At 67.5% G+C, this 23,110-nt stretch carries 18 protein-coding genes and 1 pseudogene; 13 read left to right on the top strand and 6 right to left on the bottom strand.

What is annotated here, in order from left to right:
- The first annotated feature begins 3 nt into the window (after positions 1–3).
- From EYW47_RS34695 to EYW47_RS34685, 3 genes are all read left to right on the top strand, one after another.
- A complete protein-coding gene (locus tag EYW47_RS34695) occupies positions 4–861 on the top strand; it encodes an SDR family NAD(P)-dependent oxidoreductase (protein ID WP_133199331.1) in 858 nt (285 codons plus the stop codon).
- A 147-nt stretch (positions 862–1,008) separates the two neighbouring features.
- Positions 1,009–1,845, top strand: coding sequence for an SDR family NAD(P)-dependent oxidoreductase (locus EYW47_RS34690; protein WP_133199330.1), 837 nt, complete (start codon positions 1,009–1,011; stop codon positions 1,843–1,845).
- A gap of 66 nt (positions 1,846–1,911) precedes the next feature.
- Positions 1,912–2,820: an NAD-dependent epimerase/dehydratase family protein gene (locus EYW47_RS34685; protein WP_133199329.1), complete on the top strand. Its 909-nt coding sequence runs from the start codon at positions 1,912–1,914 to the stop codon at positions 2,818–2,820.
- Between the two features lie 168 nt (positions 2,821–2,988).
- Here EYW47_RS34685 and EYW47_RS34680 read toward each other — a convergent pair.
- A pseudogene (locus tag EYW47_RS34680) lies at positions 2,989–3,741 on the bottom strand (FAD-binding protein); the annotation flags it as partial.
- Positions 3,742–3,846: 105 nt separating this feature from the next.
- Positions 3,847–4,359, bottom strand: coding sequence for a nuclear transport factor 2 family protein (locus EYW47_RS34675; protein ID WP_133199328.1), 513 nt, complete (start codon positions 4,357–4,359; stop codon positions 3,847–3,849).
- Between the two features lie 128 nt (positions 4,360–4,487).
- On the opposite strand from EYW47_RS34675, the gene EYW47_RS34670 reads away from it, so the two are divergent.
- From EYW47_RS34670 to EYW47_RS34660, 3 genes are read left to right on the top strand one after another with little or no spacing between them, the layout of a single operon-like run.
- Positions 4,488–4,961 (top strand): nuclear transport factor 2 family protein, encoded by a 474-nt coding sequence (locus EYW47_RS34670; RefSeq protein WP_133199327.1) that lies wholly within the window; start codon positions 4,488–4,490, stop codon positions 4,959–4,961.
- Between the two features lie 37 nt (positions 4,962–4,998).
- Entirely contained in the window at positions 4,999–5,715 is a 717-nt protein-coding gene (locus EYW47_RS34665; protein WP_133199326.1) for an EthD domain-containing protein, read from the top strand.
- 26 nt (positions 5,716–5,741) lie between these two features.
- A complete protein-coding gene (locus tag EYW47_RS34660) occupies positions 5,742–7,124 on the top strand; it encodes a DUF1329 domain-containing protein (protein ID WP_133199325.1) in 1,383 nt (460 codons plus the stop codon).
- 21 nt (positions 7,125–7,145) lie between these two features.
- Here EYW47_RS34660 and EYW47_RS34655 read toward each other — a convergent pair whose 3' ends face one another.
- Complete coding sequence (locus EYW47_RS34655) at positions 7,146–8,336, bottom strand: helix-turn-helix transcriptional regulator (protein WP_377785283.1); 1,191 nt, start codon at positions 8,334–8,336, stop codon at positions 7,146–7,148.
- Between the two features lie 607 nt (positions 8,337–8,943).
- Between EYW47_RS34655 and EYW47_RS34650 the strand changes: the two genes are divergently transcribed.
- A complete protein-coding gene (locus tag EYW47_RS34650) occupies positions 8,944–9,528 on the top strand; it encodes an ANTAR domain-containing response regulator (RefSeq protein ID WP_133199323.1) in 585 nt (194 codons plus the stop codon).
- 71 nt (positions 9,529–9,599) lie between these two features.
- Positions 9,600–10,724 carry a CmpA/NrtA family ABC transporter substrate-binding protein gene (locus tag EYW47_RS34645; protein ID WP_133199322.1) on the top strand — a complete coding sequence of 375 codons (1,125 nt, stop codon included), beginning with the start codon at positions 9,600–9,602 and terminating at the stop codon, positions 10,722–10,724.
- Positions 10,725–10,801: 77 nt separating this feature from the next.
- Here the strand turns inward: EYW47_RS34645 and EYW47_RS34640 are convergent, their stop codons facing one another.
- The 3 genes from EYW47_RS34640 to EYW47_RS34630 form a co-directional block, all read right to left on the bottom strand.
- Positions 10,802–11,095, bottom strand: coding sequence for an antibiotic biosynthesis monooxygenase family protein (locus tag EYW47_RS34640; RefSeq protein ID WP_205710206.1), 294 nt, complete (start codon positions 11,093–11,095; stop codon positions 10,802–10,804).
- Positions 11,096–11,252: 157 nt separating this feature from the next.
- Positions 11,253–12,317 carry a lysozyme inhibitor LprI family protein gene (locus tag EYW47_RS34635; protein WP_133199321.1) on the bottom strand — a complete coding sequence of 355 codons (1,065 nt, stop codon included), beginning with the start codon at positions 12,315–12,317 and terminating at the stop codon, positions 11,253–11,255.
- Between the two features lie 37 nt (positions 12,318–12,354).
- Positions 12,355–13,176, bottom strand: a complete 822-nt coding sequence (locus EYW47_RS34630) for a PA3715 family protein (RefSeq protein ID WP_133199320.1) — start codon at positions 13,174–13,176, stop codon at positions 12,355–12,357.
- A 101-nt stretch (positions 13,177–13,277) separates the two neighbouring features.
- Here EYW47_RS34630 and EYW47_RS41130 point away from each other — a divergent pair, with 101 nt between their 5' ends.
- The 5 genes from EYW47_RS41130 to EYW47_RS34610 all read left to right on the top strand — a co-directional run bounded on the left by EYW47_RS41130 (position 13,278) and on the right by EYW47_RS34610 (position 22,948).
- Positions 13,278–13,436, top strand: coding sequence for a hypothetical protein (locus tag EYW47_RS41130; protein WP_165976761.1), 159 nt, complete (start codon positions 13,278–13,280; stop codon positions 13,434–13,436).
- A 154-nt stretch (positions 13,437–13,590) separates the two neighbouring features.
- Positions 13,591–14,862: a LysR family transcriptional regulator gene (locus EYW47_RS34625; protein ID WP_133199319.1), complete on the top strand. Its 1,272-nt coding sequence runs from the start codon at positions 13,591–13,593 to the stop codon at positions 14,860–14,862.
- 300 nt (positions 14,863–15,162) lie between these two features.
- Positions 15,163–17,610, top strand: coding sequence for a cellulose biosynthesis cyclic di-GMP-binding regulatory protein BcsB (gene bcsB / locus EYW47_RS34620; protein WP_133199318.1), 2,448 nt, complete (start codon positions 15,163–15,165; stop codon positions 17,608–17,610).
- A gap of 2 nt (positions 17,611–17,612) precedes the next feature.
- Entirely contained in the window at positions 17,613–18,962 is a 1,350-nt protein-coding gene (bcsZ, locus tag EYW47_RS34615) for a cellulose synthase complex periplasmic endoglucanase BcsZ (protein ID WP_133199317.1), read from the top strand.
- Positions 18,932–22,948 (top strand): cellulose synthase subunit BcsC-related outer membrane protein, encoded by a 4,017-nt coding sequence (locus EYW47_RS34610; protein ID WP_240764045.1) that lies wholly within the window; start codon positions 18,932–18,934, stop codon positions 22,946–22,948. Before bcsZ ends, EYW47_RS34610 begins: the two co-directional genes overlap by 31 nt.
- The last annotated feature ends 162 nt before the right edge of the window (positions 22,949–23,110 follow it).

Genomic DNA, 23,110 nt, shown 5'->3' with positions numbered 1-23,110 from the left:
ACCATGCACACTCCGCTCCCCCTCGAAGGCCGGACCGCGCTCGTGACGGGCAGCTCTGCCGGCATTGGCGCCGCGTGCGCCCAGGCGCTGCTCGCCGACGGCGCGACGGTCGTACTGATGGGCCGCCGCCCCGACGCACTCGAACGCGCGCGCCAGCAACTCGCGGACGCGGTGCCTGGTTGCCGCGTCGCGGCCCACACGGGCGACGCCTGCGTCGCGGTCGACATCCAGAACGCGCTGCAATTCGCGTGGTCGTTGAACGGTCGTCTCGACATCGTCGTGCCGACGGTCGGCGGCGCCGCGTTCCGGCCGCTGCTGATGCACGACGCCGACAGCTTCCGCGCGGACCTCGACCTGAACATCACGAGCGCGTTCCTCGCGATCCGCCACGCGGCGCCACTGCTCGCGGCGAGTGGCGGCGGCTCGATCGTCTGCATCTCGTCGACTGCCGCGCGCATCAATTTCCGCTGGCTGTCCGGCTATTGCACCGCGAAGGCGGGACTCGAAGCGCTGGTCCGCGCAGCGGCCGAGGAGCTCGCCGGCGCACAGATCCGCGTGAACGCGGTGCGCCCCGGTCTCACGCGCTCGGAAGCGACCGGGCCGCTGTTCGACAACCCCGCAATGCTGGAGAGCTTTCTCGAACAGGTGCCGCTAGGCGTGCTCGGCGAGCCGGACTACATCGCGCGGGCGGTGCGTTATCTCGCCGGTCCGGAATCGGGCTGGGTGACGGGCCAGAGCTTCGCCGTCGACGGCGGCCACGAACTGCGCAAGAACCCCTGCGTCGACGACACGATCGGTCACCTGTTCGGCGCGGCCGCGCTCGAAGCCGTGAAGGCTGGCCGCGCGCCGAACGACGTCTGAACGACACCTGAACGGCTCAGGCGCGCTCGCTTCGCGCCGGACGAGTCGCGCTTCGTCAACGGCGCCCCTGGCTGCGGATCGTCAACACGCAGCCGGTTTCGTCGCTCCGACGAAGCATCAACGCTTATCACCCACTGGAGGACATCGATGATTTCATTGACTGGCAAGACCGTGCTGATTACGGGCGGCGGCGCGGGCATCGGCCGCGCGTGCGCGACGGCGTTCGGTGCGGCGGGCGCGCGCGTCGTCGTCGCGGAAATCGACGCGGCGCGCGCGCAGGACGTGCGGCAGGCGTTGGAGGCGGCGGGCGTCGACTCGCTCGTCGAGATCGTGGACGTGACGCGCACCGATCAAGTAAACGCGCTCGCTCGCACGATCGACGCACGTTTTGGCGGCCTCGACGTGCTCGTCAACAACGTCGGCGATTTCCTGCAGATCGCCAAGCCGTTCGACGACCACACCGACGACGACATCGGTCGTCTCTTCGACGTGAACCTGCGCCAGGTGTTCGTCGTCACGCGCGCGATGCTGCCGCTGCTGCGGCGTCGCGGCGCGGGCGGCAGCATCGTCAGCGTGTCGTCGATCGAGGGGTTTCGCGGCATCCCGAACTGCTCGGTCTATGCGTCGTTCAAGGCGGCGCTGAGCGGATTCACGAAGAGCCTCGCGCTCGAACTGGGGCCCGCAGGCATCCGCGTGAACCAGATCGCGCCCGAAACGACCGAGACGCCGCAGGTGCCGGTCAGCGCGATGATCGCCGCCGAGCATCATCCGCACATTGAGCGCTGGATTCCGCTCGGCCGCTTTGGCGAAGCGGGCGACATCGCCGGTGCGGCGCTGTTCCTCGCCAGCCCGCTCGCCGCGTGGATCACCGGCACGACGCTGCACGTCGACGGCGGCGCGCTCGCGGCGGCCGGCTGGTATCGCGATCCGAACGGCTTCTGGACCAACATTCCGGTCGTGACCGGCAACGGCTTCAATGCCTGATCGGCCACGTGCCAGTTGGACTTCATTTCAATTTCAGGCGGTTCGCGAACCGCTAACGGAGACTTCATGAACATTCTCGTCATCGGCGGCACCGGCCTCATCGGCGGCCATGCTGCGCTGTTTCTGCACGCGCAGGGCAACGCCGTCACGCTCGCGGCCCGCAAGCCGCCCGCGCCGGGCTCCGCGCTCGCGCACTTCGACGTGCTGTTGCGCGATTACGTCGCCGGAAATTTCACCCGCGAGGATCTCGCCCGCTTCGACGCGGTCGTCTTCGCGGCAGGCAACGACATCCGTCACTTGCCACCCGACACCGACGAGGCAGCGCACTGGGAGCGCGCGAATGTCGAGGCCGTGCCGCGCTTCTTCGCGCTCGCGCGCGAGGCGGGCATCAAACGGGCCGTGCTCGTCGGCAGCTTCTATCCTCAGGTGGCGCCGCATCTCATCGATACGAGCGCTTACGTGCGTTCGCGCCATCTCGCCGACGAGCGCGTGCGCGCGCTCGCGACGCCGGCATTTTCGGTGTGCAGCGTGAATGCGCCGTTCGTCGTGGGCTCGGTGCCGGGCCTGCGCAACGACATGTTCGCGGCCTATACGGGCTACGCGCAAGGCAAGCTGGCCGGTCTGCCGGTCTTCGGCCCCGCGGGTGGCAGCAATTTCATCTCGACGCAATCGCTGTCGGAAGCGATCTGGGGCGCGCTGCAAGCGGGCGAGGCGGGCAAGGCCTATCTCGTCGGCGACGAGAATCTGAGCTTCGCCGACTATTTCGCGACGTTCTTCCGCGCGGCGGGCAATCCGCAGCCGGTACCCGCGCTCGATCAGGAGCATCCGCTGCTGCCGGACATCGCGATCTACACGGGGCGCGGCAACGTCGTGTCATACGAGCCGGATGCGGACGATCTCGCGTTGCTCGGGTATCGGCGCGGCGATGTGCAGCGCGCGGTCAATGAGGTGGTCGCACACTGCCTCGCGCAGTAAGTAGTGAACGCGCGCCGGGTGACCGTACCCGACGCGCGCGGTTCGTGCCGCTCCGAATCCGGAGCGCAATCAGAAGAACTTAGTGATGCTGACGAGTAGGCCATCGGGTGCGGGCAAGGCGAACATGTAGTCGCCTGCGCCGCCGCATGCGTTGAAAGTCGCCGCCGGTCAGTCGGTATTGGATGGCGATTTCAACGCATTCGCCGCTGCGTGCCGTCCGGCCTGGCGCCCGAAAAACGTCGCGTCGGCCAGCGAAAGCCCCGAGCTATAACCCGCGCCCCAACGCGGCAAGCCGCAAGCCGTGCGACCGGCCGCAAACAGTCCCGGCACCGGCTCACGCATTTCGTTCACGACCTGGCCGCTCGGCAGCGTATCCAGTCCTCCCAGCGTGAAGTGCGGATAGAACGCGTAGTCGATCCGGCAATCGAGCGCGACGAATGGCGGTTCGTCCAGCGGCTTCAGCCATTTCGCCGCTTTGTGGAAGGCCGGATCGCAGCCTTGCGCCGCGTAGCGGTTATAGCTCTGCACAGTCGCGCTGAGCGAGCCTTCCGGCATGCCCAGTTCCTGCTCGACTTCGTTCCAGCTTTCTCCCGCCGCCGCGATGCCGATACGCGTGAATTCGGGTGGCGGCGCATAGGCCGCGTTGTCGACCAGCAGAAAGATCCGCTCGCCCGCCTGCTGGAGTGCATGCCACCCCGTGCGGCCGTGATAGCCGTCTTCGTTGATGAAGCGCTGGCCGCGCTCGTTGACGAAGATGCCCTTGAGCAGTGATTCGGGTGCATAGAACGGCAGGCTCACAAAGCCCTGATCCATATGGATCGCTGCGCCACCCACGCTCTGGCCCAACAGGATGCCCGTACCGTCGTCGCCGGGATTGCCGATCGGATCTGCCGAGCGCATCAGCATGGGCGCGTGACGGCGCGCACCCTCATCCGTTTGGACCAGGTGCAAACACTCACGGGCGACGCACCGGCCCCCATCATCCAGGCAGATGATGTCCTGTTACACGTGATGCGAACCGCGCGCTCAGGCGCCAGCCTGCGGCGCATCCGCCGGGCGCCCGCCGAAGCGCACACCCGGCGTTGCCCCGGCGTAACTCCCGACGAGCATGGAGGTCACGACGCAGCGCGTCGAAGCGATCTTCCATTGGCCGTCGATCTTGCGGTACGTGTCTTCGTAGTACGCGCCGAGCTGCGTGAAGGCACGCTCGCGCGTATCGAGCATCTGGTAGTGCAAGCCCCAGCTGCCGCGCGCATGGTGGCTGTCGAGCACCTCGATTTGCGGATTGACGCCGTGGTGCATCTCGACGATATGGGGATGGCAGCCCAGCCGCCCGAACACCTCGACCAGTCCGTCACGATCGTCGAACACACCGATCGCGCCATAGTCGATACGCACGCGGCCGGGCGCGAAGCATTCGCGCATGCCCTGCGTGTCCTTCATATCGCAGCAGGCGAAATAACGCGCTTTCAGGCTGCGTATTGCGTCGGCGTCTTCGAGTGCGCGCAGGCGCGCTTCGAGTTGATCGATCGGGTTCATCGGGTCTCCTTTGCGGTTGTCCGGTCGCTACGGTACAAGCGCCGCCGCGCCGGCTCATCATCCAGTCGGATGATGTGCGCAGGCGGTCCGCTTTCTACGATCCGGTATCACCAAGGAGACACTGGACCATGGAAGACGCCACCCGCACGCTCTGGGCATTCGAAGAGATCCGGCAGCTGAAATACCGCTACTTTCGCGCGGTCGATAGCCACGACTGGGCGCTGCTCGGGCAATGCCTGAGCGAGGATTGCCGCGCGCGCCTGAACGGCGGCCAGTACGCCTTCGACGGCCGCGACGCCTACGTCGCAACCCTGCAGGCGCTGCTCGACCGGCCGACTTTCCTGACGATGCATCACGGCCATCACCCGGAGCTCGAACTGCTCGCCGCCGATTACGCGCGCGGGACCTGGTATCTGGAAGACCACGCGATCGACCTCGAACACAACACGCTGCTGCACGGCACCGCCTTCTACGAGGACGAGTACGTGAAGCGCGACGGCGTCTGGCTCATCGCGGCCACGTCCCACGAGCGCCTGTTCGAAACCGTCACATCGCCGATTCCCGCCTCGTTCAGGCTCACGGCGAACCGCTTCCAGGCGTAACCGCGCCGCTCAACGCTTTCAACCCGGAGACAAGCCGATGGAAAAAGTGATCTACGTGCTATGGCGCGATGCGCAGACGCCGCCCGACGCGTGGCGCCACACATTGCGCACCGCGCTCGCCGACAAGCTGCTCTCGCTCGGCGCCTATGGCGTGCAGGTCAATGTCGCGGACAGCGATGTCGAGCCGGCAGCCGCGCTGCGCCAGCAGAACACGCAGCCCGGCATCGCGGGCACCGTGTCGGTGTGGATCGACAGCGCGGTCGCAATGCTGCGCCAGCCGTTCGACGACGCCATGCGCGCCGTGGTCCCGCATCTCGCGGCGTATCTGGTGACCGAATCGCAACCGATCCGCAATACGCGCTTCGTGCCGAAAGCCGGCGATCGCACGGCCGGATTCTCGCAACTGGCATTTCTCACGCGGCCGCCGCGCCTCACGCCCGAAGCCTGGCTCGACGTGTGGCACAACCACCATACGCGCGTCGCGATCGATACGCAGGATAACTTCCTTTACGTGCAGAACGTCGTCGTGCGGGCGCTGACGCACGCGGCGCCGCGCTACGACGCGATCGTCGAGGAGTGCTTCCCCGCCGCCGCGATGACCGATCCGCATGCGTTCTTCGACGCGGTGGGCGACGAGGAGAAATTCCAGCGCAACGTGCAGGCCATGATGGATAGCTGCGCGCGCTTCATCGACTTCGACAGGATCGACGTGCTGCCGACGAGCCAGTACGTCGTGAAAGCGGTGCACGACTAATGCAGTCCAACAGCAAGAGGATAACCATGAAGCGAATTCATCTCCCCTTCCTGCGCGCATCGGCACTGACCGCCTGCGCGATCGTCACAACGACGGCGTTCTCGATGATCTCCCAGGACGACCTGACTGCACTCGACAGCACCCTGACGCCAATGGGCGCGCAGCGTGCCGCGAGCAAGGACGGTGCCGTGCCCGCCTGGAGCGGCAAGTGGCTCGGCACGCCGCCGGACCTCAGCTACAAGCGCGGCGAGCGCTATCGCGATCCGTATGCGGACGAGAAGCCGCTCTTCGTCATCACGGCGCAGAACATGGCGCAGTACGCGGACCACCTGACCGAAGGCCAGAAGGCGCTTTTCAAGCACTATCCGGCCACGTTCAAGATATCGGTCTATCCGAGCCATCGCGACTTCCGCTACGACGATTCGGTGTACAAGGCGATCCGCGCCTACGCGCCTGACTCGGCACTGACCGCCGACGACAACGGCCTCACCAACGCGCCGCCGCAGGTGCCCTTCCCGATTCCGAAGACGGCCGCGCAACTGCTGTGGAACCAGCGCATGTCGTCGGCCATCGGCACGGAGCAGGCGACCTACGATCAGGGCGTGGTCTACCCGGACGGCAACATCGCATGGGGCAAGGTGCGCTACGACATCTACTCGCCGCGCAACGACGGCAAGTTCGACATCAAGGACGACCTGAACAACCGCTCGTATTACCGGATCGCGACGGAACTGCCGCTGAGCGACCGCGGCACCTTGACCGTCGGCTACACGAACTGGGACAAGGCCGGCGCCGACAACTCGTCGCGCACCTGGGTCTACAACCCGGGCACGCGCCGCGTGCGCCAGGCACCCGAATTCGGCTACGACCAGCCGTTCGGCGCCGGGGGCTTTCGAACCGTCGACGACGATCGTCTCTATAACGGCCCCGGCGATCGCTACGACTGGAAGATTCTCGGCAAGCGCGAGATCTACGTGCCGTACGACAACTACAAGCTGATGGACGGCTCGGTCAAGTACAGCGACCTGCTTGCGAAGAATCACGAAAATCCGGCCTACATGCGCTACGAGCTGCACCGCGTGTGGGTGCTGCAGGCGACGCTCAAGAACGGTTACCGCCACGAGTACGCGAAGCGCGTGCTGTACCTCGACGAGGATTCGTGGATCACGGTGCTTGCTGACAACTACGACGCGCGCGGCGAGCTCTGGCGCACCAACGTCGCAACGACGGTCTATGCGTACGACGCGAAGACGTTCTATCCGGCGGCGGTGTTCTATCACGACCTGATCTCGGGCGCGTACCTCGCGGACCGTCTGACGAACGAGGGGCCGATGCCCAAGCTCGACAGCAGCCCGCAGTTCAACGAAGCGTATTTCTCGCCGGACGCGATCCGCAGCTCGGGCAACTGAGCACCCGGTGCGCCGCGACGCTCAGCCCATGGGCACGACGCTGCCGAGCAAAATGCGCACGAGCGTCGCCTGGCGCGCCACCCCGGTCTTCGAGAAGATCGCGCGCAAATGCGTGCGCGCCGTGTTCTTGCTGATGCCCGACTCCTCGGCCGCCTCGTCGAGCGTGAGCCCGTTGGTCAGCATGAGCGCGAGCGACGCCTCGGCGGGCGTGAGGTCGAAGAGCTTGCGGATGATCTCCTGCGCGCCCTGCGGCTTGCGGTCGGGATCGCGCAGGAAGAGCGCCACGGCCGCGCGCCGCTTGTTGTCCTCCGACCAGTCCGAGAGCAGGATCGTGCGCACCAGCAGCCCGAGACGCGGCTTGTCGTAGCTACGCGTGATGGGGATCGCCTCGACGATCGGCGCTGCCGTGCCGAGGTGCCCCATCACCGCCTGCCGGATCAGCCGCTGGAGCGTACGGTTCTCGGCCGCGTTGCTCGCCTCGACGGTACCGCGCGCGATGCACAGGCCGTTGTTCTGCGCGAGGATCTCGTTGGCGACGCCGTTCGCGTCGATGATGACGCCGTTCATGTCGAGCGTGATCGTGCCGACCTGCATCCGGTTGATGGCGTTCGCGTACATCGAGCGCTCGACCTCGACCGTATCGAGCCGCGAATGCAGTTCCACCGCGCGCTTCAGATGCGGCAGCAGCAGCGCGCAAAACGCCTTGTCGGCCGACGAAAACGGCTTTTCCGCGTGACCGCGGCACACGCGCAGACGACACTCGACACCCGAGTGCGTGCGCAGATCCGCGCCGAGAATATGGCGCACGTCCGAGGGCTTGAGGAACTGCTTGTAGAACTCGCTCGAAAGCCAGCCCGTGTCGCCGAACACTTCGTCCACCGTGACGACGCGATCGGCGGGCAGGCCCACGAACGGGTCGAGCGAATAGTAGTAGTCGTTATACGAGGCCGCGTCGGGCACCTCGGGGCCGAACTCCGACGCATGCACCGAGAGCGGCGAGCGGCGGTCGCCGCCCGCGACGCGCAGGATCAGCGTCACGTAGTTGGCGCGCAGGCGCCGCCGTATCAGGTCGAGCGCGCCTGTCCACGGCCGCGTCTCCAGCGGCCCCTGATAGATGCGGTCCGCCAGCTCGCTGAACTCCGCGACGCAGACGCCTGCCTCCTCGCTCATCAATTGACTCTCGTGCTGAGCCCATTTTGTCTCCATCAACATGCTCCGGCCTCCATCCGGCTGGCCCCGTCCGGGCGAGGCACCAAGCTTAGGGAACGCGCCGGGCGCTGCCATCGGGATCTTCACCAAACGAACAGCCTGCTCGATTCAGGTGCGCAAACCATCATCCAAGTGGATGATGCGCGCACCGCTGCGGTGCGCTGCAAACCCCTTCACGCGGCCGCATGGGCTCTCGCGACTGCCAGGGAAAACACGAACGCGGGTATACCTGCCGCGCCGGTGTTGGTGAACGGTCCAGTTTCAGCGTGCCGCCGTCTGCTCGGAGAGGGTTGGCGGGCTAGGCTGTTAGTTGCAAATCAGGCATTGAAGCGTCATGGCTGCCACGTCGCTTGAGCAGGGGCGTTGCGCCAGATGAGTGCGACCAGCGGCACAGCGCACGGCTGCAGTGCACCACGCGGCCTTCCACGCACGCGTCGATCAGTGGCAGCGGGCGCCCCACCCCATTCGAATGCGTCATACAAACTGGCACATCCTTTGCTTCAATAATGTACGTTCCGCAACGGCGCACGCACCGTCAAATCGCGACTTACTCTTAAAGAATCGACCGATCATCCGTCGAAGTTTTCATGCCGCCGACCACCGAAACACCATGCTGCGCGTTCTGCTCGTAACCGATACCGACAAGCCCATCGGCGATCTGCGCGACGCGCTCGCGCGGCTCGGCTACGAGATGCTCGCCAACCCCGCGACGCCGCAGGCGCTGCATCGCACCGTCGAACTCGAGCGGCCGGACGTGATCATCGTCGATACCGAATCGCCGTCACGCGACACGCTCGAGCAGCTCGCCGTGATGAACGCCACGGCGCCGCGTCCCGTGCTGATGTTCAGCAACGACGCGAACCAGCAGCTCATTCGCTCGGCCGTGCAGGCGGGCGTGACCGCGTATCTCGTGGAAGGGCTCGCGGGCGAGCGCATCGCGCCCATTCTCGAAGTCGCGCTCGCGCGCTTCGCACAAGAGGCGCAATTGCGCGAGCGTCTCACCCAGGCCGAGAACGAACTGGCCGAGCGCAAGCTGATCGACCGCGCGAAGCGCATCCTGATGGAGCAGCAGAAGATGTCCGAGCCGGCCGCCTATGCGACGCTGCGCAAGCGCGCCATGAACCAGGGCCTGAAGCTCGCCGAGGTCGCCCGCCAGATCGTCGCGGCGTCCGGGCCGCCGGAACCACGCAAATGACCGAAGCCGATAACCGCGCCGGTTCGCACCGGCCAGATTGAGCACGAACGAGCACGAACGAAGCGCCGACCATGAACGCCACCTCCACCCCGCCCGCCGCGCCAGAGAAGACGCACCTGAAGATAGGCTTCGTGCCGCTCGCCGATGCGGCACCGCTCGTCGCCGCGAAGCTGCTCGAATTCGGCCATGCGCACGGTCTCACGCTTGAGCTTTCGCGCCAGCCCTCGTGGGCCGCGCTGCGCGACAAGCTGCTGGCGGGCGAGCTCGACGCCGCGCATACGCTCTACGGTCTCGTGTACGGGGTGCAGCTCGGCATTGGCGGACCGCAGCAGGACATGGGCGTGCTGATGGTGCTCAACCGCAATGGCCAGGCGATCACGCTATCGAACCGCCTTGCCGACGCGCTGGACGAACACGGCACGCTGCCGCGCGCGCTCGCGACGCTCGAGCGTAAGCCCGTGTTCGCGCAGACCTTTCCGACCGGCACGCACGCGATGTGGCTGTACTACTGGGTCGCCGCACAGGGCGTGCATCCGCTGCGCGATATCGAGAGCGTGGTGATTCCGCCGCCCCAGATGGTGGCCGCGCTGACCGACGTGCGGCTCGACGGCCTGTGCGTGGGCGAGCCGTGGTCCGCGCTGGCGCAGCAGTGCGGCGTGGGGCGCACGGTGATCCGCAGCGGCGAAATCTGGCCCGACCATCCCGAGAAAGTGCTCGCATGCCGGCGCGATTTCGTTACGCGCTACCCGAATACGGCGCGCGCGCTCGTGCAGACGATGCTGGAAGCGTGCCGATGGCTCGACGGCGCGGGACATCGCAGGGAAATCGCGCAGTGGCTCGCGCGGCCTGAAATGCTGGGCGTGGATTCGGCGTTGATTGCGGAGCAGCTCGAAGGCGCTGGCGTTTCCGATGGGACGCGCATGAAGTTCTTCGAGGACGGTGCGGTGAACGATCCGTTGGAGTCCGAAGGAGTCTGGTTCCTGACCCAGTTCGAGCGCTGGGGGATGATGGCGCGGCGCGACGATTATCGGGAGATCGCGCGGGGGGTCAATCAGACTGCGCTGTATCGGGAGGCGGCGCGGGCGATGGGGGTTGAGGTGTCTGAGGTCTTGCGCAAGCCGGTTTTCGTCGATGGAAAAGTCTGGGATGGGATAAATCCCGAGGCTTATGTGGAGGGGTTTGGGGTGAGAGCTTGAGCGGGTACCGATCCCTCACCCCAGAGGCATGCAAGCGTCGTGCGGCACGGCAATCGTACGCGCAACTCGCTCAACCCTTACTTCACCACCACCTGTGTATGCCCCACGACCGGCGGCTTCTCGAAGTACGGACCCACGAGGCCACGCCACGCCTGGAAGTCGGCGGACTCGCGAAAGTGGACCATATGGTCTTCCACCGTGTCCCATTGCACGACGAGCACGTACTGATTTGGTTCCTCCACACTGCGCTGCAATTCGACGCCGCTGCAGCCGCGCGCGCGGTGGAATAGCGGCAGGGCTTGCCCCACGGCAGCTTCAAATTCGGCGTTCTTGCCGGCCAGCACGGAAATGTGCGCCATTTCGTAGACCACGTTCTGCTCCTTTCTCTTCGTTCTTTTGCTTCATGAATGCGCGCCGTTGCGGCGCGCGCCTAACGTTACCACGCCTCGCCATTCAAGCGCGCGACCCCTTCTTCCGCAAGCACGGTCTCCCAGCCCTGCAGCGCACGCGCGTTGGCGAGGCGCCGCATCACGGCATCATCCGCACGACCTCCCGCTCCGAGGGGCAGACCTGGTTGCGTTGCGCGTCGATTGGCTTGGGCAGCGCCTTTTTGTCGGCGGCCACGTTGGTGTAGTACTTCAGCTCCGTGATGCTCGTGCCGTCCTTGCCCGCTTGCGCCTGCGGTGACCACAGCGCAATCCAGTAGTGGCCGCTCGCGTCGTACATGACGATCGCTTTCGTATCGCACGCGATGCCGCGCACGAAGGTGCTGACCACCGTGACGCCCGGCATGCCGGCGGCGGCGCTGTCGTCGCTCACGGAGCCGGCCGTAACGAGCAGCGCATCGTAGTCGCGGCCCAGCAACTTGCGGATGGCGTCATCCTGCGCGGACGTCTTCACGACACCGAGCGTGAGCAGATCCGCCTTCGCGTTCGGGTCCTGTGCGGCGCTCACGTATGTGCCATCGAAGAGCACGCCCGCACCCGCGCCGCAGTCCGCCGAATCGCCCTGCTGCGAGACCTCGATGCGATTGATCTTGCGCCTGAAGGTCAGCTCGCAGTTTTGCGTGAAGTCCTTCGCGTTGCCGGTGTAATGCGCCGCCTGGTCCTTGCCGAATGCCGCATTGCCTTCGAGCGCGCCCGAGTTGGCGCCCGCGTAGGCGTCGAATCCGAACTGCATGCCATGCGGCGAAACAGCCTTGATGGTGAGCGCGGAGCCATAGTGGCCGCTCGCATCCACGCGCCACCACTTGCCTTGCCAGTGGAACGGGCCTGCACTGTTCGCGAGCACGACGAGGCGCTCGCTATACACGCGTGCGAGGCAAGCCGCGTCGCCGCACTGGTCGCGCTCGCGCAGCCACGCGCGTTGATCGTCGCGCCATGCCGCGGCATCAGCGCCAGCGGCGCGCTTCTGATAGAGCGCGGTGAGTTGCGTATCCAGGCTGCTGAGGCGCGGCGAAGCGCAGATGCGCTTTTCGGTGGCCGACGCAGCCTTGCTGCAATCGAAGCTGGCCGCCGCCGCGACGCCTGGCGTGAGTAACACGCCGGTCAATGCAAGCATGCCCAATACGGTATGCGAAATAAATCGATTCATGGCGTTTCGTCTGGAAGAAGTGTTCTGGACAGTCCGCTCACTTGCCGTGCCTCGCCCATATGCCCTCGTTCGGGTACCAGAAATTGCGGAACATATCGATGCCGTACGACTTGCCGTCGTACTTGAGCACGATCCGTTTCGTGCGCTTGCCGGTAACGACCCATTGCTGGTTCTCGAGCCGGTTCCTGGTGACATGCGCGGTCAGTGCGAGATCGGCGAACCCATGGCTGCTTGTTTTCTCCACCGCGATGGTCATGTCCGCGTCTTCGCTGCGCGCGCCTGCCGTTCCGCTGCCGCACGTACCTTCGTCAACCGCAACCCAGCCCTGGAGATTCGTACCGAACACGGGGCGCAACGCATGCGCGTCGCGCACAAAGAGCGTCAATTCGCGATCGGCGCCCGCATCCGGGCAACTCGGTCCATGTGCGCTGCTGTTGAATACCACGCCGAACGCGCGCACCTCGGGCGAGAGCTGATACGGCGCCGTATCGATGCGAAAGCTGCCGACCTGCGTGAGCGCGTCCTGCTCGATGACCGAGTGGTTGGCCGCCACGACCTTGCCGCCTTCGACCAGCGCCACGACTCGTGCCAGGTTGCCGTCCTGGCTATTCGGGCCGACGTGGCCGGTGTCGAACGCGATCGCGGCAACGGTGGTGTCCGGCGCGTTGGGCATGACCTTGCAGGCGGCCGCCGCGACCAGGCCGTCCTTGTCGCCCCAGGGCGCGAGGTTGCCTTTGATACCCGCCCACTGAGATACCGCCGCGACCATGCTGTCGTCGCACGGCTGGTCGTCGTCGGCGCAAGCGGGCGTGGAGATGGCGAACGCGAGCGGCACGGCCGCCCAAATGAGCTTGCGCATGAAACGGGATCCTCGATGACTGCGATTCTGAAGACCGGCGCCGTGAAACGCGCGGGCGTCCGGTCCAACGAAGCGCGATGGAGGATACAGGAAGGCGGAGCGTGGCGGCCGATGTCTGTCTGCATGCCCACTTTCATACGCTGATTGTGGAAGCGGCGCAGAATCACGCACTAAGCGCGGCGCTCGGCCTGAACGACGAGATCCCGATCGTTTCGCAGCCCGCGGTGGCCTTCGACCACGCCGCACGCGAGCAGCAATAAAAGATGCATTGCATCGCCAGCACCACGCCAGCGCCGGCGTGTGGCGCTTTGGCGAAGGCGCACGCGTGGAGGCCCTCGTGAAAGAACACACCCCCAACTCGAAGGCGCGACTCGATCTCCCGGCCGAGTGTCTGCATCGGAACGCGGGGGCCGCATGAATCCCGCCGATCTGCTCAACCTCGCGCATCTGCATGCGCTCCGCCTCGTCGCCGACACGGGCAGCGCCACGCGCGCCGCCGCCTCGCTCTACCGCGCGCAATCGGCCGTCACGCGCTCAGTGCAGGAACTCGAAACGGCGCTCGGCGAGCCGCTCTTCGAGCGCAAGGCCTCCGGCATGCTGCCCACCGCCGCGGGGCGTGTCGCGCTAGATCGTTGCGCGCGCATCTTTATCGAGCTCGAAACGCTTGCGCAATGGTGCAAGACGCGCCAGACGCACCGCCGCGCCCTGCCCGAAGGCACCCTGCCGCCGTGGCTGCTCAATACGCGGCGCCTGCAACTCTTCGTGGCGCTCGCGAGCCACCGGCACATGCCGAGCACTGCCGGCGCGTTCGGCATCAGCCAGCCAGCCGTGAGCAGCGCCATGCGCGTGCTCGAAAGCGGCTCAGGCATCACGTTGTTTCACCGCAGCCCGCGCGGCTTGCAGCTCACGCCCGAGGGCGAGATTTTCCTTCTGCACGTGCGGCGCGCGCTCAACGAGTTGCACCATGTGCCCGACGATATCGCCGCGCTGCACGGCAGCGTTCGGGGCACGGTAACGGTGGGGGCGCTGCCGCTCGGCCGCACGCTGATGCTTCCCGCCGCCATCGCGCGCATGAGCGTGCTGCATCCCGGCGTGCTCGTGGTCACGGACGAAAGCGCCTATGACGTGCTGGTGGCGCGCTTGCACGCGGGGGACATCGATTTCATGCTCGGCGCGCTGCGCGAGGACGATGCGGCGAGCGGGCTCGCCAACGAGCGCCTCGTGGCCGAAGACATGGTCGTGCTCGCGCGCAGCGGCCATCCGCTCGCGCGGCAGAAAGGCATGAGCCTGACTGACCTGCGCGACGCGCAATGGATCGCCCCACGCATGCATTCGCCCGCGCGGGCGCTCTTCGAAGCGCAGTTCAAGCGCCTGAAGCTCAAGCCGCCGATACCAGGCGTCGAGACCGCCGACCTCGCGGTGATTCGCGGCGTGCTGTTGGGCACGGACATGATCGCCGCGGTCTGCGCGCAGCAGTTGCACTACGAGATCGCGTCGGGCCAGCTCGCCGTGCTCGACGTGCCGCTCTCGGGCACGCGGCGCGAGATTGGCCTCACCTTGCGCGCGGACAGCGCGCCTTCGCCCGCCGCGCGCGCGCTGATCGATGCGCTCCGGCTCGCGTTAGCCGATGCCCAACCTTCCACACGCGGGGTGGAAGGCCGGATTGGCAAACTGGCGGCGCGATGAAAGCGCACGCCGTGCGCGAGGCGCGCATTCACAACGCATAGCGCCGTTCGAGGATCCCCGCCATACGAAAGCGGGGCTGCCGTCAACACTTATCCGCCACGTAACAATAGCTAACGATTAGGCCGCAATAAACGGTGAGCAATCATCTGCCGCGATTGATGGGAGTCAGATAAACTCCGACGAATTTCGAGATGCGTCAGCGCAGTGCCCGGCGGGCGACGCTAGACCGCCAATATCACCAGACGGCTGACTGTGCAGAACGGAGGTAGCCGTCGCGAACAAAACAAGGGGCCGTTTGCGATGCGAGTTTCCGTACCTGTCCGCCTTGGCGCGTTGACGGCTGGCTTGCTGTTGACATCCAGCCTTCTTGCAGCCGACAAGCCGGCTGCCAAAGCGACGCCCGGCGCAGCATCCGGCACGGCGTTTGCTGCGCCGGCATTCGCAGCCTCGAGCGCCACGGCCGGCTCTGCCGACGCTTCGCTGGGCGGCGTGCCTGGCGCCATCGCGACCACCGCGGGCGGCAGCGGCCCCGCCGTCATCCAGACGGCGCCCGGCACGATCGCCATGCCCGCCGTAGCCAATGCCGCGTCCGCCCCCATGGGCCTGCCGCGCACGCACGTCTTCACGCTGCGCCAGTTGGGCGTCTACGGCCCGCTGGAGCTGCGCGGGCTCGACCCCACCGGCTACATGAATGTCGAGGTGCGCACCGACGAGGTCGTCACCAGCGCGAAGCTGCGGCTCGTCTATACGTATTCGCCGTCGCTCATCTATCCGCTGTCGCATCTGAAAGTGTTCGTGAACGGCGAAGTGGTCGCCACCATTCCGCTCGTGAAGGAAACGGCCGGCCAGCTCGTGACGAGCGAGATCAATCTCGATCCGCGTCTCTTTACCGACTTCAACCGCATCAACGTGCAGATGATCGCGCACTACACGCTCGATCACTGCGAAGACCCGTATCACTCGACGCTGTGGACCGACGTCGCGCCCGAAAGCACGCTTACGCTCAATACGGCCGCCATCGACCTGCCCAATAGTCTCGGGCTGCTGCCCGCGCCGTTCTTCGACAAGCACGACCAAAGCCTCGTGCGCGTGCCGTTCGTGCTCGCGGCCAACGCGGGCGTGCCCATGCTGCGCGCGGCGGGCGTGGTCGCGTCGTGGTTCGGCGCGCTCGCGAGCTATCGCGGCGCACGTTTTCCTGTCGTGCGCGCGGCGCCCGCCGACGCCAATGCCATCGTGCTCGCGCTGCCGGGCCAGCTGCCCGAGGGCATCACGCTGCCCGAGATCAAGGGCCCGACGATCACGGTGATGAACAACCCCGCCGCCGATCCGCAATCGGGCCGCAAGCTGCTCGTGCTGGCGGGCCGCACGCCCGAGGAGCTCGAGAAAGCCGCCGACGCGCTCGTGCTCGGCCAGGCCGGCATGGCGGGCAGCAGCGTGGTGGTGCAGTCCGTGGATCTCGGCCCGGCGCGCAAGCCCTATGACGCGCCCAACTGGGTGCCCACCGACCGCCCCGTGATGCTGCGCGAGCTCGTGAGCGACCCGCAGCAGCTGCAGGTCTCGGGCTACAACCCGCCCGCGATCCGCGTGAACATGCGCGTGCCGGCCGACCTCTACGCGTGGGCGCACAGCAACGTGCCGCTCGACATCCGCTATCGCTACACGGCGCCGTCCACGTGGAACGACTCGATCCTCAACGTCAGCATCAACGACCAGCTCGTGCGCTCGCAGCGCCTGAAGCCGATCACGCGCGCATCGGACGAGACGCGCATCGCCGTGCCGCTGCTCTCGGGCACCGATGCGCGCGCCACGAGCAACCTCGAGATTCCGGCGTTCCGCGTGGGCTCGAACAACCAGTTCCAGTTCCAGTTCCATATCGACTCGCAGAAGACGGGCCTGTGCTCCTCGACGGCCGCCGACATCGCGCGCGCCGCCGTCGACCCCGACTCGGTGATCGACTTCAGCGGCTTCGCGCACTACACGGCGCTGCCGAACCTCGCCTACTTCGCCAACAGCGGCTATCCGTTCACGCGCATGGCGGACCTCTCGGAAACGGCCGTGGTGATTCCCGACGCGCCCGACGCGAAGGATCAGGAGGCCGTGCTCACCATGCTCGGCCACATGGGCCAATGGACCGGCCTGCCCACGCTGCGCGTGAAGATCGTGCCCGCCAGCCAGATCGACAGCGTGAGCGGCGACGACCTGCTCGTGATCGGCTCGGGCTCGGCCGCGAATCTGCTCACCCAGTGGGGCAAGTCACTGCCGCTCGTCATCGAGCGCGGCAAGACCGAAGTGGCAACGCGTGACCAGAAGGGCGGCTGGCCCAGCTGGCTCGGCGGCACCGCGGACGACGACGAAGCCACGCCCAAGGGCCGCTCGATCGTCTCGCTCGGCGGCCCGATGGCCGCGCTGATCGGCTTCGAGTCGCCGCTCACGTCGGACCGCAGCGTCGTGGCGCTCGCCAGCACGTCCTCGGCGCAGCTCGGCGACGTGCTCGACGCCCTGCAGGACAGCGCCCAGGTCGCGCTGGTGCACGGTGACCTGAGCGTCGTGCGGCACAACGAGGTGGAAGGCCTGCGCGTGGGCGAGCGCTATTTCGTCGGCGACCTGCCGTGGTATGCGCGCCTGTGGGTGCACATCTCGCGCTATCCGTCGCTGATGGCGCTCGCGGGCATCCTTGCGGGTCTCATCGTCGCATTCACGGTGTTCTGGGCGCTGGGCCGCATGGCCTCACGCCGCACCGGAGACTGATCATGCGTCGCGCATCGTCCAGCCTCGCGCGCTGGCTCGCGGCCAGCGCCTGCGGGCTCGCGCCGCTGTTGCCGCTCGCTGCGGCCCATGCGGCCGGCACGTCCGCGGGCGCGGGCGCGGGCGCGGGCGCGGGCGGCACGGCGCAAGCATCGTCGGCGCCGGCGGCCGCCTGTGCATGGCCGGACTGGAACACCTTCAAGCGCGATCTGCTGAGCGCCGACGGACGCGTCATCGACGCGAGCACGCCGCGCCAGGTCACCGTGTCGGAGGGCCAGTCCTACGCGCTGTTCTTCGCGCTCGTCGCGAACGACCGCGCGAGCTTCGACAAGGTCCTCACGTGGACCGAGAACAATCTCGCCCAGGGCGATCTCGCCACCCACCTGCCCGCGTGGATCTGGGGGCGCACCGATATCGGCGAGGACGGTGCGGCCCTGTCCGCCTCCGCCACATCGAGCGCCACTGCCAGCGCCGCGGCAAGCGACGCCAGCGGCCCGCATGCACAAAAACCCGCATGGGGCGTGATCGACGCGCACTCAGCCAGCGACGCCGACCTCTGGATCGCCTATACGCTGCTCGAAGCGGGACGCCTCTGGAGCGTTCGCCGCTACACCGCGCTCGGCATGCTGATGGCGCGCAACATCGTGCGCCAGGAGAGCGCCGATCTGCCGGGCCTCGGCCGCACCGTCCTGCCCGGGCCGGTGGGCTTCAAGCTCGACAAGAACACGTGGCGGCTCAATCCGAGCTATGTGCCGCTGCAGCTGATGCGGCGCTTCGCGCTCGCGCTGCAGGCAGCGCCGGAAGCGCCCGAATGGAAGGCGATGCTCGCGAGCTCGACGCAGCTCGTCAACGGCACGGCGCCGCACGGCTATTCGCCGGACTGGGTGGAATATCGCGCCCAGAGCGGCGGCAAGGGCACCTTCGCCCCCGACGGGCAGAGCCACGCCGAAAGCGCCTATAACGCGATCCGCGTCTACCTGTGGGCGGGCATGCTCGCTCATGACGATCCGTTGCGCAGCGCCACGCTCGCGACTTTCGCGCCGCTCTCGAGCTTCGTGGCGGCGCACGGCTTCCCGCCCGAGCGCGTGGACACGCAAACCGGCACGGCGGGCCCGAACGAGGGCAACGGCGGATTCTCCGCGGCGCTCGCCCCGTATCTTTCGGCGCTGGGCCGCACCGATCTCGCCGACGCGCAGGTCGCGCGCAGCCGCGCGCTCGCGCAGAAGTCGCCGCCCGGCTACTACAGCAGCGTGCTGATGCTGTTCGGCCTCGGCTATCTGCAAGGCCTCTACCAATTCGACGCGCAAGGCCGCGTCGCGCCCGCATGGACGACTCGATGCCCGGCACCGCGCTGACTCTCCGCGCGAGGCCGCCGCGCCGCGCGCCCTCGCTCACGCCGCTCACGTCGCTGCTTGCGCTGCTGATCGCGGCGCTGCCCTGCGGCGCGCGTGCGCAAAGCGCACCGGGCGCACCGTCCGCGCAGAACGCCCCGCAACCCGCCGCAAACGCCGCCGCGCCCTCGGCGCAGGCCGCGCAGCTGCTGTCGGCGGCACGCATGTGGATGACGAAGAACCGCCCCGACGTCGCGCGCGGCCTCGTGCAGAAAGCCCTGCTGTTCGATCCGCAGCAGCCCGACGCGCTCGCGCTGATGGGCCAGATCGAGTTGCGCTCGAACCACACGGCTGAGGCGGCGAAGATCCTCGCGCAACTGAAAAAGACCGCGCCGAACGCGAACGCGACCCTGGAGTTTGCCGACGCCTACCGCCTCGCCACGACCGACAAGAACGAGCTTGCGCAGATCCGCCTGCTCGCCAGCGCGGGCAAGGGCGAGGAAGCCTCGGCGCGGATGCGCAAGCTGTTTCCGAACGGCGCGCCCAAGGGCGACTTCGAGCGGGACTATTACCGCATCATCGCCGGCTCGGCCGAAGGCCGCGTGGAGGCCATCAACGCGCTGCGCGCGCGCGTGAAGCAGAACCCAAACGACACGGTCGCTGCGCTGACGCTCGGCGACCTGCTCACCGACCGCCCCAGCACGCGCATGGAAGGCCTGAACCTGATCTATCGCGTTTATCAGCGTCAGGACAGCAACCGCGCGCGCGCGCTCGAATATTGGCGCTCTGCGCTCAACAGCGCGGGCCACGACGATCCGGCCTACTTCATCTGGTATCAGCGCTACCTGCAGGAAGTGCCCGACGACACCGACGCCCGGCAGACCGTCGCCGACCTCGCGCAAAAGCTCGGGCCGAAGGGTGTTGCGCAGGCCAACGCGGCAGTGGCGAGCGGCAAGAATTACGTGCCGCCGGCGAGCGTTGCGGAGGGTAACGCGTCGGCCGGGACATCGACCACCGCGCGCGCGCGCCCAGCGGGTCCCGGCGCGGCCGCGCGTGATCGCGGCCTCGCACAACTGCAGCGCGGCGATCTGAAGGATGCCGAAGCGTCGCTGCAAACGGCCCAGCGCGCGAACCCGAACGACGGCGCGACGCTTGGCGCGCTCGGCCTCGTGCGCCTGCGCGAAGGCCGGCATGACGAAGCGCGCGAACTCTTCGCACGCGCGCTCAGGCTCGACCCCGACAACGCCGGCAAGTGGCGCAGCCTTGAAAAGACGGCCACGATCTGGGGCACCATTGCCAAGGCGCGCGCGGCCAACTCGCAAGGCCAGCCCGAGCTGGGCGAGGCCCTCGCCCGCGAGGCGCTCAGGCTCGATCCGGGCAACGCCGACGCCGAGCACATCCTCGCCGACTCGCTCATCGCGCAGAAGAAGTGGGCCGAGGCCGAAGGCGTGCTGCGCCCGCTCGTCGAGGCGAAAACGCCCGACATGGACGCCCTGCGCAGCCTCGTGACGGTGCTGCGCGAGACCCATCGCGACAACGAGATCGGCCCGCTCATCAGCGCGACGGCGCCACGCCTCTCGGGCTCCACGGCGGAGCTCAAGCGCCTGCACGCCGAGCTGCTCTCCATCCAGGCCGACCAGTTGCTGGCGCAGAACCTCAAGAGCCCGGCCATCGCCAAGCTCGAAGACGCCGTGCGCCTCACGCCCGACGACGCCTGGCTGCGCTTTACGCTCGCGCGCCAGTACCGCGATCTCGGGCTGCCCGCGCTTGGCCGCGCTGTGATGGAAGACGGCCTGAAGGTCTCGCAGGCGCCCGACATGCACTACGCCACAGCGCTCTATCTGAATTCGGTGGACGACGTGGACGGCGCCACCGCGCAGCTCGACGCCGTGCCGCCCGCCGAGCGCAGCGAGAGCATGCGCAACCTGATGAGCAACCTCGCGGCGCAGAAGAAGCTCGCGCAGGCCCGCCAGCTGATCGCGCAAGGCAAGGAAGACGAGGCGCGCGCCGTGCTCGATTCGGCCGCCGCCGACGCCAACGCCACCAACGACCCGCAAATGCTGGCCTCGGTGGGGCGCGAATGGATCGCCATCGGCGCAACGGACAAGGGCCTCGCGCTCGTGCAGGACTGGCTCGCGGCGCATCCCGACGATCCGGCGGCCAACGGCGTGCGCGTGCGTTACGGCGAGTTGCTCGCCGCCGCCAATCGCGACGACGACTGGGCCAAGTGGATCGACGCCACGCGCGCACGGCCCGGCCTCACCGACGAAGAGCGCGCCGACCTCGACGACCAGGAGCTGCGCCTCGCCGTGCGCGCGACCGATCGCCTGATCGAAAGCGGCAACTTGAGGAGCGCGCAGCGCACGCTGGATGCCGTGCCGGAACGGCTCAAGTCGAACCGCCGGTGGCTGCTGGAGCAGGCCGACCTGCTAGAGGCGAAGGGCGACTACAAAGGCGCGATGGCGTCCGCGCAACAGGTGCTGGCGCAGCAGCCCGGCGATGCCGATGCGCGCCTGACGGTTGCGCGCATGCTGGAGCGCATGGGCCGCGACCGGGAAGCCGCCGCGATGGTGCGCGACGTATTGGCCGACACCCCCGCCGACGACGTGGATACGCGCCTGTCCATCGCGCGGCGCTTCACGGCGCAGGGGCTCGACCAGGAAGCGCAGGACGTGATCGACCCGCTGCGCGCGCGCTACCCCGAGCGCTCGGACGTCACCACCCAGGCCGGACGCGTGGCGCAGTCGCGCGGCGACTACAACGAGGCCGCGAGCCTCTACCGCAACTCGCTCACGCAGGAGCAGGCCGAAGGTGAGCAGCCCGGCCCCGACGGCCTCACCTCCGCGGGCCGCGCGCTGCAGGGGCTGGAGGACCGCCGCCAGGGGCAGGTCGCGACCGAGTGGTATCAGTCGAACCTCTCGGGCGACTCCGGCATCTCGGAGCTGCACGCCACGGAAGTTCCGCTCTATGTGCGCATTCCGGACGGCTACACGGGCCACTATTTCTTCCACGCCGACACGGTCTATCTGAACGCCGGCACGCTGCCCGCGGGCAGCCTCGGGCCCTACGACTACGGCAAGGTTCCAGCCGTCGACGCCGCGACCAGGAACAAGATTGCGTCGATCAACGAGACCGCCACGGGCGTCGCGCTCGCGGCGGGCTACGAGTACAACCGCGCGAACACCAACTGGCGCGCCGATATCGGCTCCACGCCGCTCGGCTTCCCGATCTCTAGCGTGCTGGGCGGCTTGCTGTACCGCTACGACTTCTCGCGCGCGTCGGTGTCCGTCGACGTCTCGCGCCGCGCCATGACGAGCAGCCTCGTGTCCTACGCGGGCGGGCGTGACCCGGTCACCGGCGAGACCTGGGGCGGGGTGGTGCGCAATGGCATCACGGTGCGCGGCGCGCACGACTTCGGTCCCGGCACGCTGTTCACGAGCCTCGGCTTCGGCCTCCTGACCGGCTCCAACGTGCCGACCAACCAGGAGTTCAAGGTGCGCAGCGGCTACGACTGGACGGTCTGGAAGCGGCCCGACCAGGACGTGTCGAGCGGCCTCACGATCAACTACTGGCAATACTCGAAGAACGAGCACTTCTACACGTTCGGCAACGGCGGCTATTACAGCCCGCAGAGCTACCTCTCGTTCGGCATCCCGCTCGACTGGAAGGGCCGCTACCAGAAGCTCTCGTGGGAGATCGACGGCTCGGTCGGCGTGTCGTTCACGAACGAGGACCGCTCGCCGTACTTCCCCACGAATCCGGCGCTACAGGCGGCGGCCGGCAATCCGTACTTCGGCGGCGGCTCGGGCGGCGGCTTCAGCTATGCCGTGGAGGCGGCGCTCGAGTACCGCATCACGCCGCATTTCGTGGCCGGCGGCCGCTTCCGGCTCGACCGTTCGCGCGACTACGCGCCGAACGTGGGCCTCGTGTATCTGCGCTACTTCTTCTCGCCGCAGCATGGCCCGGTACCTTACCCGCCGACGCCAGTGAGACCATACTCGGATTATTGAGACGTCGTATGAAGATATCGATGCAAACCGCGCTGCCGGAGACACGACGATGAACGAGCCCGCACGCGACTCCGCCTCCGAACCGGCGCCGCCCGCACGGCCGCCCGCTGGCGCCCACGTGGCCGCGGCGGGCGCCGCTGCGTCCGGCGCGGCGACGCCCGG

It is taken from the genome of Paraburkholderia silviterrae, assembly GCF_004353915.1.
Lineage (GTDB): Bacteria > Pseudomonadota > Gammaproteobacteria > Burkholderiales > Burkholderiaceae > Paraburkholderia > Paraburkholderia silviterrae.
Note: the sequence above shows the minus strand (reverse complement) of the source record. Positions and strands in the feature narration are given on the sequence as shown.

Coding starts and splice junctions, on each gene's coding strand:
- EYW47_RS34645 (WP_133199322.1), top strand. CDS start 9,600: ATGAACGCCACCTCCACCCCGCCCGCCGCGCCAGAGAAGACGCACCTG.
- bcsB (WP_133199318.1), top strand. CDS start 15,163: ATGCGAGTTTCCGTACCTGTCCGCCTTGGCGCGTTGACGGCTGGCTTG.
- EYW47_RS34695 (WP_133199331.1), top strand. CDS start 4: ATGCACACTCCGCTCCCCCTCGAAGGCCGGACCGCGCTCGTGACGGGC.
- EYW47_RS34690 (WP_133199330.1), top strand. CDS start 1,009: ATGATTTCATTGACTGGCAAGACCGTGCTGATTACGGGCGGCGGCGCG.
- EYW47_RS34630 (WP_133199320.1), bottom strand. CDS start 13,176: ATGCGCAAGCTCATTTGGGCGGCCGTGCCGCTCGCGTTCGCCATCTCC.
- EYW47_RS34660 (WP_133199325.1), top strand. CDS start 5,742: ATGAAGCGAATTCATCTCCCCTTCCTGCGCGCATCGGCACTGACCGCC.
- bcsZ (WP_133199317.1), top strand. CDS start 17,613: ATGCGTCGCGCATCGTCCAGCCTCGCGCGCTGGCTCGCGGCCAGCGCC.
- EYW47_RS34670 (WP_133199327.1), top strand. CDS start 4,488: ATGGAAGACGCCACCCGCACGCTCTGGGCATTCGAAGAGATCCGGCAG.
- EYW47_RS34655 (WP_377785283.1), bottom strand. CDS start 8,336: ATGTTGATGGAGACAAAATGGGCTCAGCACGAGAGTCAATTGATGAGC.
- EYW47_RS34635 (WP_133199321.1), bottom strand. CDS start 12,317: ATGAATCGATTTATTTCGCATACCGTATTGGGCATGCTTGCATTGACC.
- EYW47_RS34685 (WP_133199329.1), top strand. CDS start 1,912: ATGAACATTCTCGTCATCGGCGGCACCGGCCTCATCGGCGGCCATGCT.
- EYW47_RS34610 (WP_240764045.1), top strand. CDS start 18,932: ATGGACGACTCGATGCCCGGCACCGCGCTGACTCTCCGCGCGAGGCCG.
- EYW47_RS34665 (WP_133199326.1), top strand. CDS start 4,999: ATGGAAAAAGTGATCTACGTGCTATGGCGCGATGCGCAGACGCCGCCC.
- EYW47_RS34625 (WP_133199319.1), top strand. CDS start 13,591: ATGAATCCCGCCGATCTGCTCAACCTCGCGCATCTGCATGCGCTCCGC.
- EYW47_RS34650 (WP_133199323.1), top strand. CDS start 8,944: ATGCTGCGCGTTCTGCTCGTAACCGATACCGACAAGCCCATCGGCGAT.
- EYW47_RS34675 (WP_133199328.1), bottom strand. CDS start 4,359: ATGAACCCGATCGATCAACTCGAAGCGCGCCTGCGCGCACTCGAAGAC.